The sequence below is a fragment of the Pseudoduganella chitinolytica genome, from assembly GCF_029028125.1.
Lineage (GTDB): Bacteria > Pseudomonadota > Gammaproteobacteria > Burkholderiales > Burkholderiaceae_D > Rugamonas > Rugamonas chitinolytica.
The window spans coordinates 5,443,810-5,460,685 of record NZ_CP119083.1; the positions used below are offsets into that span (position 1 = coordinate 5,443,810).

At 60.3% G+C, this 16,876-nt stretch carries 18 protein-coding genes; 15 read left to right on the forward strand and 3 right to left on the reverse strand.

Annotated features, from left to right (window positions below; all coding sequences use genetic code 11):
- The first annotated feature begins 8 nt into the window (after window positions 1–8).
- The 3 genes from fusA to rpsJ all read left to right on the forward strand — a co-directional run bounded on the left by fusA (window position 9) and on the right by rpsJ (window position 3,913).
- Window positions 9–2,114, forward strand: a complete 2,106-nt coding sequence (fusA, locus tag PX653_RS24205) for an elongation factor G (protein ID WP_277415224.1) — start codon at window positions 9–11, stop codon at window positions 2,112–2,114.
- A 93-nt stretch (window positions 2,115–2,207) separates the two neighbouring features.
- Window positions 2,208–3,398, forward strand: a complete 1,191-nt coding sequence (tuf, locus tag PX653_RS24210; protein WP_277415161.1) for an elongation factor Tu — start codon at window positions 2,208–2,210, stop codon at window positions 3,396–3,398.
- A 197-nt stretch (window positions 3,399–3,595) separates the two neighbouring features.
- Window positions 3,596–3,913 (forward strand): 30S ribosomal protein S10, encoded by a 318-nt coding sequence (rpsJ, locus tag PX653_RS24215; protein WP_107144102.1) that lies wholly within the window; start codon window positions 3,596–3,598, stop codon window positions 3,911–3,913.
- A gap of 65 nt (window positions 3,914–3,978) precedes the next feature.
- Here the strand turns inward: rpsJ and PX653_RS24220 are convergent, their stop codons facing one another.
- Entirely contained in the window at window positions 3,979–5,307 is a 1,329-nt protein-coding gene (locus PX653_RS24220; RefSeq protein WP_277414130.1) for an IS4 family transposase, read from the reverse strand.
- 614 nt (window positions 5,308–5,921) lie between these two features.
- Here PX653_RS24220 and PX653_RS24225 point away from each other — a divergent pair.
- Window positions 5,922–8,810, forward strand: coding sequence for a TonB-dependent receptor (locus PX653_RS24225; protein WP_277415225.1), 2,889 nt, complete (start codon window positions 5,922–5,924; stop codon window positions 8,808–8,810).
- Between the two features lie 206 nt (window positions 8,811–9,016).
- Here PX653_RS24225 and PX653_RS24230 read toward each other — a convergent pair whose 3' ends face one another.
- The gene (locus PX653_RS24230; protein WP_277415226.1) at window positions 9,017–9,472 is read right to left on the reverse strand and encodes a DUF2269 family protein; all 456 of its coding nucleotides are present in this window, start codon (window positions 9,470–9,472) and stop codon (window positions 9,017–9,019) included.
- A 103-nt stretch (window positions 9,473–9,575) separates the two neighbouring features.
- On the opposite strand from PX653_RS24230, the gene PX653_RS24235 reads away from it, so the two are divergent.
- Complete coding sequence (locus tag PX653_RS24235) at window positions 9,576–10,766, forward strand: serine hydrolase domain-containing protein (protein WP_277415227.1); 1,191 nt, start codon at window positions 9,576–9,578, stop codon at window positions 10,764–10,766.
- An 18-nt stretch (window positions 10,767–10,784) separates the two neighbouring features.
- Here PX653_RS24235 and PX653_RS24240 read toward each other — a convergent pair whose 3' ends face one another.
- The gene (locus tag PX653_RS24240; protein WP_277415228.1) at window positions 10,785–11,576 is read right to left on the reverse strand and encodes a PEP-CTERM sorting domain-containing protein; all 792 of its coding nucleotides are present in this window, start codon (window positions 11,574–11,576) and stop codon (window positions 10,785–10,787) included.
- A 328-nt stretch (window positions 11,577–11,904) separates the two neighbouring features.
- Here PX653_RS24240 and rplC point away from each other — a divergent pair, with 328 nt between their 5' ends.
- The 10 genes from rplC to rpsQ are packed head-to-tail and all read left to right on the forward strand — an operon-like array spanning window position 11,905 to window position 16,636.
- Window positions 11,905–12,561 carry a 50S ribosomal protein L3 gene (rplC, locus tag PX653_RS24245; RefSeq protein ID WP_277415229.1) on the forward strand — a complete coding sequence of 219 codons (657 nt, stop codon included), beginning with the start codon at window positions 11,905–11,907 and terminating at the stop codon, window positions 12,559–12,561.
- Window positions 12,562–12,564: 3 nt separating this feature from the next.
- Entirely contained in the window at window positions 12,565–13,185 is a 621-nt protein-coding gene (rplD, locus tag PX653_RS24250; RefSeq protein WP_107144097.1) for a 50S ribosomal protein L4, read from the forward strand.
- Window positions 13,182–13,496, forward strand: a complete 315-nt coding sequence (gene rplW / locus PX653_RS24255) for a 50S ribosomal protein L23 (protein ID WP_107144096.1) — start codon at window positions 13,182–13,184, stop codon at window positions 13,494–13,496. Before rplD ends, rplW begins: the two co-directional genes overlap by 4 nt.
- Window positions 13,496–14,323: a 50S ribosomal protein L2 gene (rplB, locus tag PX653_RS24260; RefSeq protein WP_277415230.1), complete on the forward strand. Its 828-nt coding sequence runs from the start codon at window positions 13,496–13,498 to the stop codon at window positions 14,321–14,323. The genes rplW and rplB overlap by 1 nt, the downstream gene beginning before the upstream one ends.
- A gap of 9 nt (window positions 14,324–14,332) precedes the next feature.
- On the forward strand, window positions 14,333–14,608 hold the full coding sequence (gene rpsS / locus PX653_RS24265; protein WP_093556914.1) for a 30S ribosomal protein S19: 276 nt from the start codon (window positions 14,333–14,335) through the stop codon (window positions 14,606–14,608).
- A complete protein-coding gene (gene rplV / locus PX653_RS24270; protein WP_175425006.1) occupies window positions 14,605–14,937 on the forward strand; it encodes a 50S ribosomal protein L22 in 333 nt (110 codons plus the stop codon). Before rpsS ends, rplV begins: the two co-directional genes overlap by 4 nt.
- 9 nt (window positions 14,938–14,946) lie before the next feature.
- On the forward strand, window positions 14,947–15,741 hold the full coding sequence (gene rpsC, locus PX653_RS24275) for a 30S ribosomal protein S3 (RefSeq protein ID WP_277415231.1): 795 nt from the start codon (window positions 14,947–14,949) through the stop codon (window positions 15,739–15,741).
- A gap of 2 nt (window positions 15,742–15,743) precedes the next feature.
- Window positions 15,744–16,163 carry a 50S ribosomal protein L16 gene (rplP, locus tag PX653_RS24280; RefSeq protein ID WP_050409764.1) on the forward strand — a complete coding sequence of 140 codons (420 nt, stop codon included), beginning with the start codon at window positions 15,744–15,746 and terminating at the stop codon, window positions 16,161–16,163.
- A gap of 12 nt (window positions 16,164–16,175) precedes the next feature.
- On the forward strand, window positions 16,176–16,367 hold the full coding sequence (gene rpmC, locus PX653_RS24285; RefSeq protein ID WP_134386516.1) for a 50S ribosomal protein L29: 192 nt from the start codon (window positions 16,176–16,178) through the stop codon (window positions 16,365–16,367).
- On the forward strand, window positions 16,364–16,636 hold the full coding sequence (gene rpsQ / locus PX653_RS24290) for a 30S ribosomal protein S17 (RefSeq protein ID WP_107144091.1): 273 nt from the start codon (window positions 16,364–16,366) through the stop codon (window positions 16,634–16,636). Before rpmC ends, rpsQ begins: the two co-directional genes overlap by 4 nt.
- Window positions 16,637–16,876: the final 240 nt, after the last annotated feature.

Here is a 16,876-nt window from a genome sequence, read left to right on the forward strand (position 1 = left end):
GATTAATTATGGCCCGCAAGACCCCCATTGAGCGCTACCGCAACATCGGTATCTCCGCTCACATCGACGCCGGTAAGACCACCACCACCGAGCGCGTGCTGTTCTACACCGGCGTGAACCACAAGATTGGTGAAGTCCACGACGGCGCAGCAACCATGGACTGGATGGAGCAGGAGCAAGAGCGCGGCATCACGATTACGTCCGCGGCGACCACCTGCTTCTGGAAAGGCATGGCCAACAACTTCCCAGAGCACCACATCAACATCATCGACACGCCGGGCCACGTCGACTTCACCATTGAAGTCGAACGTTCGATGCGCGTGCTGGACGGTGCTTGCATGGTCTACTGCGCAGTGGGTGGCGTGCAGCCTCAGTCGGAAACCGTGTGGCGTCAGGCCAACAAGTACAAGGTGCCTCGCCTGGCCTTCGTGAACAAGATGGACCGTACCGGTGCCAACTTCTTCAAGGTCTACGAGCAGATGCGTGCCCGCCTGAAGGCCAACCCTGTCCTGATCCAGATCCCGATCGGCGCCGAAGACAACTTCAAGGGCGTGATCGACCTGGTCAAGATGAAGGCCATCATCTGGGACGACGCGTCCCAGGGCATGAAGTTCGACTACGTTGACATCCCGGCCGAACTGGCTGACTCCGCTGCCGAGTGGCGCGAGAAGATGGTCGAAGCCGCTGCTGAAGCGAACGAAGACCTGATGAACAAGTACCTGGAAGAAGGCGACCTGACGGAAGCCGAGATCAAGAAAGCGCTGCGCGATCGCACCATCGCTTCCGAGATCGTGCCGATGATGTGCGGTACCGCGTTCAAGAACAAGGGCGTGCAGGCAATGCTGGACGCTGTCGTCGAATACCTGCCGTCGCCAGTGGACATCCCACCGGTCAACGGCACGGACGAAGACGAACAGCCGGCAACCCGCAAGGCAGCCGACGACGAGAAATTCTCGGCGCTGGCGTTCAAGATCATGACCGACCCGTTCGTCGGCCAGCTGGCGTTCTTCCGCGTGTACTCCGGTACCGTGAATTCGGGCGACACCGTTCTGAACTCGGTCAAGAACCGTAAGGAACGCCTGGGCCGTATTCTGCAGATGCACGCCAACCAGCGTGAAGAGATCAAGGAAGTGCGCGCTGGCGACATCGCCGCTGCCGTGGGCCTGAAGGACGTGACGACCGGCGAAACGCTGTGCGACCCGACCTCGATGATCATCCTGGAGCGCATGGTCTTCCCTGAGCCGGTGATCCAGCAGGCCGTCGAGCCGAAGACCAAGTCCGACCAGGAAAAAATGGGCCTGGCGCTGAACCGCCTGGCACAGGAAGATCCGTCGTTCCGCGTCAAGACCGACGAAGAATCGGGCCAGACCATCATCGGTGGTATGGGCGAGCTGCACCTGGAAATTATCGTCGACCGCATGAAGCGCGAATTCGGCGTGGAAGCGACCGTCGGCAAGCCACAGGTGGCTTACCGCGAAACGATCCGCAAGGCCGTTACCGATGTCGAAGGCAAGTTCGTCAAGCAGTCCGGTGGTCGCGGTCAGTACGGCCACGCCGTGCTGTCGATCGAGCCGCAGGAACCAGGCAAGGGCTTCGAGTTCATCGACGCGATCAAGGGCGGTGTGATTCCTCGCGAATACATCCCTGCGGTTGAAAAGGGTGTGCGCGAGACGCTGAACAGCGGCGTGCTGGCAGGTTACCCGGTCGTCGACGTGAAAGTCACCGTGACGTTCGGTTCGTACCACGACGTCGACTCGAACGAAAACGCGTTCCGCATGGCCGGCTCGATGGCCTTCAAGGAAGGCTGCCGCAAAGCGTCGCCAGTCATCCTGGAGCCGATGATGGCCGTGGAAGTGGAAACGCCGGAAGACTACGCCGGTAACGTGATGGGCGACCTGTCGTCCCGCCGCGGCATGGTGCAGGGCATGGACGAAATCCCGGGCGGCGGCGGCAAGATCATCAAGGCCGAAGTCCCGCTGTCGGAAATGTTCGGTTACTCGACCTCGCTGCGTTCCGCGACGCAAGGCCGTGCAACGTACACGATGGAATTCAAGCACTACGCTGAAGCACCGAAGCACGTGATCGACGCTATCGTCACCGCGAAAGCCAAGTAACAGCATGTAGCAAGGGGGCTCCGGCCCCTTGCCGGTTCGGGGCAATCCCCCGGGCCGGACAACCTTAAATCATAGTTCTAAGGAAGAATTAAAATGGCAAAAGAAAAGTTCGAGCGGACTAAACCGCACGTGAACGTTGGCACCATCGGTCACGTCGACCACGGCAAGACCACCCTGACCGCGGCAATCGCAACCGTCCTGTCGAAGAAATTCGGCGGCGAAGCCAAAGCCTATGACCAGATCGACGCTGCACCGGAAGAAAAAGCACGCGGCATCACGATCAACACCGCCCACGTCGAGTACGAAACGGCTGCCCGTCACTACGCGCACGTTGACTGCCCAGGCCACGCCGACTACATCAAGAACATGATTACCGGTGCTGCCCAGATGGACGGCGCGATCCTGGTGTGCTCCGCTGCCGACGGCCCGATGCCACAGACCCGCGAGCACATCCTGCTGGCCCGTCAGGTTGGCGTTCCATACATCATCGTGTTCCTGAACAAGTGCGACCTGGTCGACGACGCAGAGCTGCTGGAACTGGTGGAAATGGAAGTGCGCGAGCTGCTGTCGAAGTACGAATTCCCAGGCGACGACCTGCCAATCATCAAGGGTTCGGCACGTATGGCGCTGGAAGGCCAGCCAGGCGAAATGGGCGAAGACTGCATCATCCGTCTGGCCGACGCACTGGACAGCTACATCCCAACGCCTGAGCGCGCTGTGGACGGCGCCTTCCTGATGCCAGTGGAAGACGTGTTCTCGATCTCCGGCCGCGGTACCGTGGTCACGGGTCGTGTCGAGCGCGGCATCATCAAGGTCGGCGAAGAGATCGAAATCGTCGGCATCATCGACACCGTCAAGACCACCTGCACCGGCGTGGAAATGTTCCGCAAGCTGCTGGACCAGGGTCAAGCCGGCGACAACGTCGGTCTGCTGCTGCGCGGCACCAAGCGTGAAGACGTCCAGCGTGGTCAGGTTCTGGCGAAGCCAGGCTCGATCAAGCCGCACAACCACTTCACGGGCGAGATCTACGTTCTGTCGAAAGACGAAGGCGGCCGTCACACCCCGTTCTTCAACAACTACCGTCCACAGTTCTACTTCCGTACGACGGACGTGACCGGTTCGATCGAACTGCCAGCGGACAAGGAAATGGTCATGCCAGGCGATAACGTGTCGATCACCGTCAAGCTGATCAACCCGATCGCGATGGAAGAAGGTCTGCGCTTCGCTATCCGCGAAGGTGGCCGTACCGTCGGCGCCGGCGTTGTTGCCAAGATCCTGGGCTAATCGATGCCAAGGTGTCGCTGATTGCCACTTTGGCGATTAAGCGATAGCAGTACAGGGCGGGACCGTGCTATCATGCCGGTCCCGCTCAGTTGTAGATGGCCTTACCGTTGTTTGCAGCCCTGCGCAGTACCCGTTTCGCATGACCTTACACATTGCCGGCGCATTCTTGCCCGGTTCGTTCTTTTTAAGGAATTAGCATGTCCACCCCGAATCAAAAGATCCGCATCCGCCTGAAGGCTTTCGACTACAAACTGATCGACCAGTCCGCTCTGGAAATCGTTGACACCGCCAAGCGCACCGGCGCCGTGGTCAAAGGTCCGGTTCCTCTGCCGACCCGTATCGTGCGTTACGACGTGCTGCGTTCCCCGCACGTGAACAAGACGTCGCGCGACCAGTTCGAAATCCGTACGCACCAGCGCCTGATGGACATCGTGGATCCAACCGACAAGACCGTTGACGCCCTGATGAAGCTGGACCTGCCAGCTGGCGTGGACGTCGAAATCAAGCTGCAGTAATCGATTCGTGCGGGACGGTTTGCCGTCTCGCCTGAGAAAAACCGGAGCCCTGGCTCTAATGCCGTTCAGTTAAGGTCTTTTTTCAGGACGCGGACAGTGTAGCGATGAGGTAAGGCCTTCACGGCCCGGTCGATTTTTCGACCGGGCCGTTCTTCATTCAGTAGCATGAGCAGACGCTGGCGAAGGCGCTGCATCAAGGCGGGCAGCTTGCCATGTGAGCGGGTTACTGCTGCCCAATGCAGTTCGTATTGGATGACATGGAATGCACGGATAAAACTGACCTCAGTCGGCTCACACTTCACCGCCAGTGCGGCCTTGGCGATCTCCAGCCGGATCAGGTTATAGGCAGTCAAGGTTCCCCAGATTTCCTGGTAGACGCCTTCGACGGTACGGCTGCGCAGCGTCAACGCCCTGCCCATCATCGTTTGCTTGAGTTCGCGATAGCTCGTTTCGATCTGCCAGCGCCGGGTATAACAAGTCGCAACGTCTTTGGCCGTGTAGCGCTTGGTGTCGCATAGTGAGGTCAGCAATACGTGTTTGCGTGCGCTCTGGTCGATGATCGTAATGGCGCGTGCGCGCCAAGTCTCAGGCAAGTCCGGGCACTTCTTGCGTGCCTGGGGCGATACGCGCATTTCGATCATCGCATCGTCGGCAGTACCGCCAACGACTTCCCATTTCGTATTGGACTTGGCTGGAATGATGAAGTGCCTGTTCGTTCCTCCGACGGTCAGGCCGCACAGAATCTCGGCTGACAGAAAACCTTTGTCGAAGACGGTAAGCGAATCATCCGGAATCGATGCGAGCAGCTCCTTGGCGTACAGCATCTCGTTGATGCCGTAAGGGCCAAACTTGGCATCGCGTATCAGGTGGGTCGGCACGGCAGTCAAGGTCACACCACGCACTTGCGGATAGCTGGCGATCCGGCCACTGGCATACGACTGCTCGCCGAAATGGTCGCGCTGTTCCGGCGTATCCGCCGTCTTCAATGTCGTGCCGTCCATCGCATACAGACTTAGTCCCTTGAACAGGTACTGCTTGCGATCCTGCTCCGACCATGCCTTTGCTGAGATCTCGAATAATGCCCGCAGTGGTTCGGCGCCAACACGCTGCCGTGCCTGCGCTACCGCGCTTTTGCTTACGAAAGGCGCCTGCACGTCCGGCAACGCAAGGTCCAGGTCGTCAACCACTTCACTGATAGACTGATGACGGTACAGCGCCAAGGCGACGACGAGCCACACTACCTGCTCGGCCGGCAGCCGGCGCCGTCGAATGCTCGCTTTGCCAGTGTGTACAACCGCTTGCTCGATCCACTCGGAAGGCAAGTGCCGTCCCAGGCGGGCCCAGTCCGGGTCTTCCTGGGCTTGTACGAGGAAATGGAGCGCGTCATCAAGCATGGTGACGCAGGTTAACAGCCTCAGCTACTGTTTACAACACCAAAAAGAAAAATGCCGCTCAGTCTTAACTGAACGGCATTAGAGCCCTGGCTCCGGTTTTTTTTTGCACGCGACGATCCGGCCCTGACTGGTGAAAGGGAAGGGTTTCGCCGCGAAAGCCAGGAAAAGTGGACGGTTGGGAAGTAGCCCGGTTCGCGCTGGTGCGACAGGCGTGAAGATCTGCCTCCGGCGTCAGCCGTGTGCAACAGCGGCATCTGTCAACGCATGACCCGGGATCGTCTCCGTGCGACCAGAACTGCGGCAGGGCAGGACAAGGTGCTATGGTCGGCTACCCCTGCTGTCGAGTGTGCCTCGGCTGTTGCAGGACCTATCGCTGGCTCATCCATATACGCAATCCATCTATGGACATAGCGAAAGTTTCTAAACAAAATATGGTCGTAGGTGACAACAACAGAACAATAGAAACCAAGTGGCGTAAATACGCAACATGAACAGACGAAAGAACCGCTAAAACGCAAAACCTTTTGATAACTGCACCTGAGTTGTGAGAAATTGACAATACCCGTTACGAAATGTAACGGACATATAAATCACAAGATTCGGGAGCGACACGCATGCAGTTAACTTTGAAGAAAAGTGTTGTTGCGGTAGCAATGACATTGACCACCCCGGCTGTCCTGGCACAGCAAACGCCGCCGGCACAGCCGAGCCAGACCGTCTACATCACCGGTTCCAACCTGAAGCGCGTGGACAAGGAAGGCACGTCACCCGTCCAGGTCGTGACGGCGCAGGACATCAAAGATACCGGGGCCCAGACAGTGCAAGAGCTTATGCGCTTCGTTCCCGCAATCGGCAGCGACAGTAATTACGATACGACCGACGGCGGCTTCTCGCGCGGTGTGGCGACTGCTTCATTGCGCGGGCTTTCGTCGACGTCGACCTTGATCCTGCTGAATGGCCGACGCATGACCCCGTCCGCGTACGCCGACCCGAACGACGGCAATTCGACGTTGTACGACCTGAACAGTATTCCTGTCACGGCACTTGAACGGGTGGAAATCCTAAAAGATGGTGCCTCGGCGGTATATGGTTCCGACGCGATCGGTGGCGTCATCAATTTCATTACGAAATCGAATTTCCAGGGCTTTGAATTCGGTGCGCGCGCCAGTGCCAACGACGACGGCGAATTCGCGCGCAGAGGAGCGACAGCTTCCTGGGGTAAAGGCGACCTCGAATCGAACGGGTACAACTTCTTCCTCACCGCCGACGTCTCGAAGCGCGATCGGACCGCCCTGCGTGACGTCAAGGACATCGCGTTCGCCCAATATCAGCAGCTCAATGGCCGCTTCGCCACGCCATATGGCAGCCAAGTGTCGCAATACCCGACCTTCTACCGCGAGAGTGCACCGGGCACCAAGAACTTTGGCGTGAACCGTGCCAATGCCGCGGACCGACTTCGGACCACCCTCTCATGCGATCCTTCGCAACAACTCGTGGGTACGACGCAGATGGGGTTCCCGGCCACCAGCGTGTGGGTCGGCCGTACTTTCTGCAATTTCGATATCAACCAGTTCCTCGAAGCCCAAAGTGAGGGCAAGGACGGCACAGTGATGGGTCGTGGCGTGCTGAAACTGGGCGAAACCACGCGTGCATTTGCCGAGGTGGCATATTCACGCTCCGAACGCCTCTACACGGGTACGCCAATCACGCTGGGGCAGTCGTCCGTCAACAACTTCACCGCCACCGGCGTAGCGGACCCGTTCCAGGCCATCCTCGAGATCGGCCATCCGGACAATCCGTTCCCGAATGCACGCGCGTCGGTCGGCTACCGGTTCGCCAACCTCCGTGGTGGGAATGAAGTCATCAACGAAAGCACGCGCGTGCTCGTGGGCGCGAATGGTGAACTGCGCGGCTGGACGTGGGACACTGGTGTGCTGTGGAACCGGTCGGAGAAGGAAGACACCTATTTCGATCGGCTGTACCTGCCGACATTGCGCAAGCTGAATACCGGCACGTCGCTGGCCGCGTTGGCAGCCGATCCGACAATTTCACAGGACGTGACCAATCCAGGGCGGGCATCGATCCTCCAATGGGATGCGAAAGCCAGCACGGAATTCGGCCTCTTGCCTGGCGGTGCGATGGGCCTGGCACTTGGCGTGGAGATGCGACGCGAAAAGATCGAACTGGACCCGACACCTGCGCTGGCTGCCGGCGATATCTACGGCCTGGTCAACTCCATCATCGATGGAGAACGCGACGTCAAATCCGCTTTCGTGGAATTGCGGACGCCGCTCCTCAAGAACCTGGAGATGGACTTCGCGGGCCGCGCCGACAAGTATCCGGGAATCAAGACCAACTACGTGCCGAAGGTGGGCGTGAAGTGGACGGCATTTGATGGTCTGGCGTTCCGCGGTACCTATGCCAAGGGCTTCCGCGCCCCGGCTCTTGTGCAGGTCACGCCGGGCGGATCGCAGGTCTTCCTGCGCGACCTGTTCGACCGTCGTCGCTGCGAGGCCGATGAGCGCACGCCGAAACCGGGCGCCACGGAAGTCGACTGCGCGAAGTCTGCGGCGGGCACAGGGGGGGCAAATCCCGACCTGGTACCGGAAAAGTCACGCAGCTTCTCGCTGGGCGCGATCTATTCCCCGAACAGCAACCTGGATCTCCTGGTCGAGTATTTCCGCATTCGCAAGGAAGGTGAGGTAGTGCAGGGCTCAGCATTCGAGGCCATTAAGAACGAAGACCGTAATCCGGGCAATGTCGTACGTGATCCGAACCCTGCGAACTGGGTGACTGATGCCAACGGCACGCCGATTCCGAACACCGGCCCGCTGCTGATGGTGAGGCTGCCATGGGAGAACCAGGGCTCGACGGAAGTGCGCGGTATTGACTTTGAAGTCCGGCATCGTACCAAGTTGGGCGAGTGGGGCGGGCTGAGCACCAAGCTGAACGGTACGTACATGACGCACTATTCGCTGGCGCAGCACCCGGGCGACATCGAGCACAACCTGGTCGGTGGCAATGCCGGCATTTACGACTGGAACCTGTCCAGCGGCATCGACCTGCCACGGCTGAAGTTCAACCTCGCAAGCACGTGGTCGCGTGGCGACCATGCGGTCAATGCTTCCGTCAACTATGTCGGTGCCGTCTCACTGAAGCGCTACGTCAATGCCGAAACGGTTTACGATCAGCCCTTCTGCCACTATGGTACGGCCAAGCCGACGGATGCCGAGCCAAACCGGAATGGTACGGTACCGCTGTACGAAGACTACTACCCGGATTGCAAGATCGCACGCTGGATCACGGTGGGCCTGGGCTACACGTACACCGGGATTAAGAACCTGACACTGAACCTGAATATCCAGAACCTGTTCGACAAGCGTGCGCCATACGATCCAGCGCAAGGCATCAGCACCAGCTTTGTCGCGCTAGCCGGCTATAACCAGGGCTTGCACAACAACTTCGGACGTTATTTCAACGTCAGCGCGCGCTACGCGTTCTGAGCGGGCGTATGTGTAGGAGGACAACCGGCCCTTGCGGCCGGTTTTTTTTCGCGTCACGTGCGCTTTTCTCATGACTGAAGGTGAAGACTGCATGACATCCCGGAAATCAATCCCAGTGCTGCGAGCGGACACGATGCCCTGAATCTTAGATTGCTGAGTTGCTGAGTTGCTGAGTTGCTGACGATGTTGGCGCCAGACTCTCGTCATCACACCGGCTTGTTCAACATCAGCCAGAAAATCACGACCAGCGCGCTGAATGCGGGAATGCCCAGCACGAACCACAGCCGCTGGTAACGCCAGTACAGCGGGGGCAGGGCGCCGCCGTCCGCATCCGCGACTCGGGCCAGGTCGCGCATCCGGATCTGCAGCCACACGACCGGCAGCCAGCACACACCCGCCAGCAGGTACAAGGCGATCGACCAGACAATCCATGTGCTCGTCAGCGGATAACCCGCCAGCCAGACCATGGCGAGACCCGTCACCGGCTGGACGATCACGGCGGGCGTCGTGAAGACGTAATCGGCCAGGACCGTGCGTTCCGTCACGATGCGGATGGCCCGCACGTCGCCGCTGCGGTCCGTGATCCATTTGAAGAAAGCGATGCCCATGCCGGTACCGAACAGGACCGTGGAGCTGAGGACGTGCAGCAGTTTCAGGAGCATGTAGGAAGTCATGTGGCGATTATCGCACCGGGCCCGTACGGCTGCCGGGCGCACGCGTGGCGGCAGTACAATGGGGCGTTGCCACTTTGTCCGACGTACGCTCATGAAATGTCTCCTTTCGCTCCTGCTGGCTGTCGCCGTATGCGGTGCCGGCGCCGCCCCGTTGCCCGAGGCCGCGCCGCAGACGCAAGGTATCGCGCCGGAGCGGCTGGAGCGCCTGGACCGCTACCTCGCATCGACGGTGGGACGCGGAGACTACCTGGGCGCGGTAGCGCTCGTCCTGCGCAACGGCCGCGTCGTCGACTGGCGCGCCTGGGGCCACCGTGACCACGAGCGACGCGAGCCGTTGGCCCGCAACGCCATCTTCCGGATCGATGCGATGACGAAGGCCGTCACGGCCGCCGCCGTGCTGATGCTGATGGAGGAGGGCCGCCTGAACCTGGACGATCCGGTGGCAGCCTATATCCCGGAATTGCGCGAGCTGCGCTTGGCCGATGGCAAGGCGCCCCGTGAAGTGCTGACGGTGCGCCAGCTGCTGGCGCAGACGGCCGGCTTCGGCGCCGACGCGTCGCTCGAGCAGGCGCCCGACCTGGACGAGTACGTTCGCCGGCTGGCGGCGCTGCCGCTGGCGGCCGAGCCGGGCACGCGCTTTCGTGACGACCACACCGGCGCCGTCGTCGCCGGCCGGGTGATCGAGGCAATCTCCGGCCTGCGCCTGGATGCGTTCCTGCACAAGCGCGTGTTCCTGCCGCTGGGCATGCGCGACACGGGGTTCGTGCTGGCGCCGGACCAGCGCGCCCGGCTGGCCGCCGTCACCAGCACCAATGCCGACGGCCAGCTGACGCCGGCGCCGGCCGCGAATGGCCAACGCATCACGCCCTACCTGAATGGCGCGATCGGCCTGTATTCGACGGCCGAGGACTACGCCCGCTTTGCCCAGATGCTGCTGGACGGCGGCGTCCTGGGCGGCCGCATGGTGCTGGGTCGCAAGAGCGTGGAGCTGATGATGCAGAACCACCTGTCGCACCTGGCGCCGCCCACGTGGGACCAGTATGGCGCGGAAGGCTACGGCCTGGGCGGCGCCGTGGTGCTGGACCTGGCCCGCCGCGGCCGATTGGGCTCGCTGGGGCAGTTCGGCTGGGCCGGCGCCCAGTCGACCTGGTTTACCGTGGACCGCCAGGAACGGCTCGTGGCCGTGCTGATGCTGCAGCACCAGCCGCAGAAGGTGCTGGGCGATCCGGCCAGGCCGTCAGTGCGGGTCAGTAACCTGTTGTATCAGTCCCTGACCCGGTAAGCGTGGGTGGCGCGCCGCTCAGCGCGAAGCGCGGCCCGCGCCGCGGCGACGCAGCCGGACGGCAACGCCAGCCAGGCCGACCAGCAGCATGGCGATCGCCCCCGGCTCCGGCACCGCATTGGTGACGTTCGCATGGAGCGACATATAGAAGTTGGTCGACCGTGCCCTGTCCGTATCGTTCAGGTAAACCAGCGTGAAGTTCTGATAGTCCGCAGAGTCGGCCCAGCCTGTCATGGTGCCGCGCCTGAGCTGGAAGTGGATCGGCGGCGCAGGGTCGTCGCCGGCCAGCTCGCCGGCCTGGAAATAGGATTCGGCCCGGATGGAAGCGGTGCCGTTGCTGCCCTGGTGCAGGTCGGCCCAACTGGCGCGGCCGCTGATTTCCAGGCGCGTATGGGGCCGCAGGACAAAGTCGAAGCCGCCTGACATATTGCTGCTCACCGAGCCGTTCCGACCCAGCGACGGATCGCCCAAGGCGGTGACCCGTCCGTCCAGGAAGGCCGGCCCGGCATGCGCGCCGGCCGCTGCCGTGCCGAACGCGATCGCGCTGTCCAGTTCCATGCTGTCCTCGCCGGTGGTCTGGATATCGCTGGTGAGGTAGAAGGGCGCGGTGGAGAAGATCTCGGTGCGTACCTGGCGGTAATGCGGTGCATCGACCGGATCATAGCCGGCGCTCTGCCCATCGCCGGGTGTCAGGTCGATCACATGCCATTGCACGTTGCCGAGGGTGGTACTGGCGCTCAGTGCGGCGTGGGCACAAAGCGGTACCGCAAGGGCGGCTGCTAGGACGGTTGCGCGATAGATGCTGGTCATGGTGCCTCCTGTTGTGGCGAACGCGCGCCACGGCACCGGCAATGAAGATGCCGAAATCAGGGTTGCCTGGCCCCTGCGGGGCGGTCGCCGCCCGCTTGGCGGCTGGTCGAGTCTAGCCCGTTCGGCCGGCGGGCCGGCGCCACGGCACCGACGGTGTTGGAAGCATGCAAACCTTGCCATACCTCGTAATTACTTGTTGCGTCAAGGGGCGAAGCGAAGTACACTAGCCGGCTTCGGTATGGAATCGACTTTTTTGTCTGTACCTTTTTTTGTAGTTCCATGTAGTTAAACTTAGCCCTGCCCAATCGTAGGTGGGAATGGAGAAAAAATGAGCCTTGGCCTCCTCGGTCGCAAGGTTGGTATGATGCGCATCTTCACGGACGAAGGGGATTCGATCCCTGTCACCGTGCTGGACGTGTCGAACAACCGTATTGCGCAAATCAAAACTCCTGAAACGGATGGTTACTCCGCTGTTCAGGTCGTATTCGGTCAACGTCGCGCTTCCCGCGTGACCAAAGCCGCTGCGGGTCACTATGCCAAAGCTGGTGTCGAAGCCGGTACTCTGCTGAAAGAGTTCCGTGTTGACGCTGCTAAAGCAGCAGAGCTGAAAGCTGGCGAAGTCATCGCCGCTTCCCTGTTCGAAGTCGGTCAGAAGATCGACGTCCAGGGCGTCTCGATCGGTAAAGGCTACGCCGGTACCATCAAGCGTTACAACTTCGCATCCGGCCGTGCTACCCACGGTAACTCCCGTTCGCACAACGTACCAGGCTCCATCGGTATGGCACAGGATCCGGGCCGCGTCTTCCCAGGCAAGCGCATGACCGGTCACCTGGGCGACGTCACCGTCACCACCCAGAACCTGGAAATCGCTCGTATCGACGCTGACCGCCAGCTGCTGCTGGTGAAGGGTGCAGTACCAGGCGCGAAAAACGGCCAGGTTGTTGTATCGCCAGCCGTCAAAGTCAAAGCTAAGAAGGGAGCTTAATCGATGGAACTCAAGCTCTTGAACGCGCAAGGTCAAGCTGCCTCCAACGTTGCCGCCGCTGACACCGTCTTCGGCCGTGATTACAACGAAGCACTGATCCACCAGATCGTGGTCGCCTATGCTGCCAACGCCCGTAGCGGCAACCGCAAGCAGAAAGACCGTGAAGAAGTCCACCACACGACCAAGAAGCCATGGCGCCAAAAAGGTACCGGCCGTGCTCGTGCTGGTATGTCGTCGTCGCCACTGTGGCGCGGCGGTGGTCGCATCTTCCCGAACTCGCCTGACGAGAACTTCACCCACAAAGTGAACAAGAAGATGTACCGCGCAGGTCTGTGCTCGATCCTGTCCCAGCTGGCCCGCGAGGAACGCCTGGTCGTGATCGAAGATCTGTCGATCGAAGCGCCAAAAACCAAGCTGCTGTCGCAAAAGCTGACCGGCATGGGTCTGGAATCGGTCCTGATCATCACCGACAACATCGAAGAAAACCTGCTGCTGGCTTCCCGCAACCTGCCGAACGTGCTGGTCGTGGAACCGCGTCACGCAGATCCAATGTCGCTGGTCTTCTACAAGAAGGTCCTGGTTACCAAAGCGGCACTGGCCAAGATTGAGGAGTTGCTGGCATGAGCGCCGTAAAAATTAGCGAAGAGCGCCTGATGAAGGTGCTGCTGGCGCCGGTCATTTCCGAGAAGGCCACCATGGTCGCGGAAAAGAACGAACAGATCGTGTTCCGTGTTGCCATGGACGCGACCAAGCCAGAAATCAAGGCCGCCGTTGAACTGCTGTTCAAGGTTGAAGTGGAATCGGTGCAGACCGTAAACCGCGAAGGTAAAGTGAAGCGTTCGGGTCGTTTCGTCGGTCGTCGCAACCATACCAAGCGTGCTTTCGTGTGCCTGAAGCCTGGCCAGGAAATCAATTTCTCCGAGGAGGCTAAATAATGGCACTCGTTAAGATGAAGCCAACCTCCCCAGGCCGTCGTGGCATGGTGAAGGTCGTGACCGAGGGCCTGTTCAAAGGCCGTCCGTTCGCTGCCCTGGTTGAGAAAAAATCGAAGACCGCCGGCCGTAACAACAACGGCCACATCACCACCCGTCACATCGGTGGTGGTCACAAGCAGCACTACCGTCTGGTCGACTTCAAGCGCAACAAGGATGGCATCCCGGCGAAAGTGGAGCGTATCGAATACGATCCAAACCGCACGGCGCACATCGCCCTGCTGTGCTACGCCGACGGCGAACGCGCTTACATCATCGCTTCCAAAGGCCTGTCCGTCGGCGATACGCTGATGAACGGTTCCGAAGCGCCGATCAAGGCCGGTAACTGCCTGCCGATCCGCAACATCCCAGTCGGCACCACGATGCACTGCGTCGAAATGCTGCCAGGTAAAGGTGCCCAGATGGCCCGTACCGCCGGCGCCGGCGTCGTGCTGATGGCCCGTGAAGGTACTTACGCTCAGGTGCGTCTGCGCTCCGGCGAAGTGCGTCGCGTGCACATCGAGTGCCGTGCCACGGTTGGCGAAGTCGGCAACGGCGAGCACAACCTGCGCAAGATCGGTAAAGCCGGTGCGATGCGTTGGCGCGGTGTTCGTCCGACCGTTCGCGGTGTCGTGATGAACCCGATCGACCACCCGCACGGTGGTGGTGAAGGCCGTACCGCAGCTGGTCGTCATCCAGTATCGCCATGGGGCCAGCAGACCAAGGGCAAGAAGACGCGTTCGAACAAGCGCACTTCTTCGATGATCGTCTCGCGCCGCGGCAAGAAATAAGGATAAACCATGACTCGTTCATTGAAAAAAGGGCCGTTCTGCGACGCCCACCTGGTGAAGAAGGTCGAAGCCGCGCAAGCGACCAAGGACAAGAAGCCAATCAAAACCTGGTCCCGTCGTTCGACGATCATGCCTGACTTCATCGGTCTGACGATTGCCGTCCACAACGGCAAGGTGCACGTTCCCGTGTACGTCTCCGAGAACATGGTTGGTCACAAGCTCGGCGAGTTCGCGCTGACCCGTACGTTCAAGGGCCACGCTGCTGACAAAAAGGCTAAGAAATAATGGAAACCAAAGCTATCCTCAAAGGCGTGCGCCTGTCGGATCAGAAGGGCCGTCTGGTCGCTGACCTGATCCGTGGCAAGAAGGTCGACGCCGCGCTGAACATCCTGCAGTTCAGCCCGAAAAAAGGCGCCGCCATCCTGAAGAAAGTGCTGGAGTCCGCTATTGCGAACGCCGAGCACAACGATGGTGCCGACATCGACGAACTGTACGTGAAAACGATCTACGTCGAAAAGGGTCCGATCCTGAAGCGCTTCACCGCGCGTGCAAAGGGCCGTGGCGATCGTATCTCGAAACAGTCCTGCCACGTCTACCTGACGGTCGGAAACTAAGGAGCCAAGATGGGACAGAAAATTCATCCAACCGGCTTCCGTCTGGCCGTTACCCGTAACTGGGCTTCCCGCTGGTACGCGACCAACGGCAACTTCGCTCAAATGCTGAACGAAGACCTGAAGGCGCGCGCATACCTGAAGAAGAAACTGAAGAACGCCTCCGTCGGCCGCATCGTCATCGAGCGTCCTGCGAAGAACGCACGCTTCACCGTGTACAGCTCCCGTCCGGGCGTTGTGATCGGCAAGAAGGGCGAAGACATCGAAGTGCTGAAGGCGGACCTGACCAAGATCATGGGCGTGCCGGTGCACGTCAATATCGAGGAAATCCGCAAGCCGGAAATCGATTCGCAGCTGATCGCCGACTCGATCTCGCAGCAGCTGGAAAAGCGGATCATGTTCCGCCGCGCCATGAAGCGCGCGATGCAGAACGCCATGCGTCTGGGTGCCCTGGGCATCAAGATCATGTCGTCCGGCCGTCTGAACGGTATCGAAATCGCCCGTACCGAATGGTATCGCGAAGGCCGCGTGCCTCTGCACACCCTGAAGGCGGACATCGACTACGGCACGTCCGAAGCGTCGACCACCTACGGCATCATCGGTGTCAAGGTCTGGGTATACAAGGGTGACCGCTCCGCCACTGGCGAAGCACCAGTCATCGATACCCCACCTGACGAGAAGAAGCGCGGCCCACGCCGCGACGATGGCAAACCAGGTGGCCGTCCACGTCCAGGTCCGGGCGCTAAACCAGGCGCCCCAGCCGCTCGCCGCGCTGCTGCGAAGCCGGCTGAGAAAGCAGGAGAATAATCATGCTGCAACCAGCACGCAGAAAGTATCGTAAAGAGCAGAAAGGCCGTAACACCGGTATTTCGCACACGCGCGGCACCGCCGTGTCGTTCGGCGAATTCGGTCTGAAGGCCGTGGCGCGCGGTCGTATCACCGCCCGCCAGATCGAGGCAGCGCGTCGTGCCATGACCCGTCACATCAAGCGTGGCGGCCGTATCTGGATCCGCGTCTTCCCGGACAAGCCAATTTCGAACAAGCCTGCCGAAGTCCGTATGGGTAACGGTAAGGGTAACCCGGAATACTACGTGGCTGAAATCCAGCCAGGTAAGGTCCTGTACGAAATGGACGGCGTGGCCGAAGAACTGGCACGCGAAGCGTTCCGCCTGGCTGCTGCCAAACTGCCGCTGGCTACCACCTTCGTGGTGCGCCAGGTTGGCCAATAATTGGAGTGAAATATGAAAGCATCTGAACTCCGCGGCAAAGACCAGGCCGGTCTGCAGAAAGAGCTGAACGACCTGCTGAAGGCACAGTTCGGCCTGCGTATGCAAAGCGCCACCCAGCAGCTGACGAACACGTCGCAGCTGAAGAAGGTCCGCCGCGATATCGCACGCGTCAAAACGGTAATGAACACGAAGGAAGCCAAATGAACGAACCAGTGAAACAGTCGCTCAAGCGCACGCTGATCGGTAAAGTGGTGTCCGACAAGATGGACAAGACCGTTACTGTACTGATCGAGCGTCACGTGAAGCACCCTCTGTACGGCAAGATCATCGTGCGCAGCAACAAGTACCACGCGCACGACGAGACCAACCAGGTCAAGACCGGTGACACGGTCGAGATCGCGGAAGGTCGTCCGATCTCCAAAACGAAGGCGTGGACGGTGACGCGTGTAGTGCAAGCTGCACAAATCGTCTAAGAAGAACCCGGGTCCGGCGTAGCGATACGACGGACCGGTTTCCAATTAGTTCTTGCAGGCCCGCAGGTTATATGTAATACTTGCGGGCTTCGTTCATGTATCGCCGCTAAGTGTCTCTCCGCAGACGCGCCTCGCGGTCAGTACTGTATGAAGGTCAAGCACCCAAACAGTGACGCTACGCGTCTCTGGCGGGACCAAGACTGACCGAGAGGTCCGCATTGTGTGGATTCTTCGGCTTAA

Excerpts from the sequence above, each read along its gene's own strand:
- fusA (WP_277415224.1), top strand. The coding sequence starts at position 9 with ATGGCCCGCAAGACCCCCATTGAGCGCTACCGCAACATCGGTATCTCC.
- tuf (WP_277415161.1), top strand. The coding sequence starts at position 2,208 with ATGGCAAAAGAAAAGTTCGAGCGGACTAAACCGCACGTGAACGTTGGC.
- rpsJ (WP_107144102.1), top strand. The coding sequence starts at position 3,596 with ATGTCCACCCCGAATCAAAAGATCCGCATCCGCCTGAAGGCTTTCGAC.
- PX653_RS24220 (WP_277414130.1), bottom strand. The coding sequence starts at position 5,307 with ATGCTTGATGACGCGCTCCATTTCCTCGTACAAGCCCAGGAAGACCCG.
- PX653_RS24225 (WP_277415225.1), top strand. The coding sequence starts at position 5,922 with ATGCAGTTAACTTTGAAGAAAAGTGTTGTTGCGGTAGCAATGACATTG.
- PX653_RS24230 (WP_277415226.1), bottom strand. The coding sequence starts at position 9,472 with ATGCTCCTGAAACTGCTGCACGTCCTCAGCTCCACGGTCCTGTTCGGT.
- PX653_RS24235 (WP_277415227.1), top strand. The coding sequence starts at position 9,576 with ATGAAATGTCTCCTTTCGCTCCTGCTGGCTGTCGCCGTATGCGGTGCC.
- PX653_RS24240 (WP_277415228.1), bottom strand. The coding sequence starts at position 11,576 with ATGACCAGCATCTATCGCGCAACCGTCCTAGCAGCCGCCCTTGCGGTA.
- rplC (WP_277415229.1), top strand. The coding sequence starts at position 11,905 with ATGAGCCTTGGCCTCCTCGGTCGCAAGGTTGGTATGATGCGCATCTTC.
- rplD (WP_107144097.1), top strand. The coding sequence starts at position 12,565 with ATGGAACTCAAGCTCTTGAACGCGCAAGGTCAAGCTGCCTCCAACGTT.
- rplW (WP_107144096.1), top strand. The coding sequence starts at position 13,182 with ATGAGCGCCGTAAAAATTAGCGAAGAGCGCCTGATGAAGGTGCTGCTG.
- rplB (WP_277415230.1), top strand. The coding sequence starts at position 13,496 with ATGGCACTCGTTAAGATGAAGCCAACCTCCCCAGGCCGTCGTGGCATG.
- rpsS (WP_093556914.1), top strand. The coding sequence starts at position 14,333 with ATGACTCGTTCATTGAAAAAAGGGCCGTTCTGCGACGCCCACCTGGTG.
- rpsC (WP_277415231.1), top strand. The coding sequence starts at position 14,947 with ATGGGACAGAAAATTCATCCAACCGGCTTCCGTCTGGCCGTTACCCGT.
- rplP (WP_050409764.1), top strand. The coding sequence starts at position 15,744 with ATGCTGCAACCAGCACGCAGAAAGTATCGTAAAGAGCAGAAAGGCCGT.
- rpmC (WP_134386516.1), top strand. The coding sequence starts at position 16,176 with ATGAAAGCATCTGAACTCCGCGGCAAAGACCAGGCCGGTCTGCAGAAA.
- rpsQ (WP_107144091.1), top strand. The coding sequence starts at position 16,364 with ATGAACGAACCAGTGAAACAGTCGCTCAAGCGCACGCTGATCGGTAAA.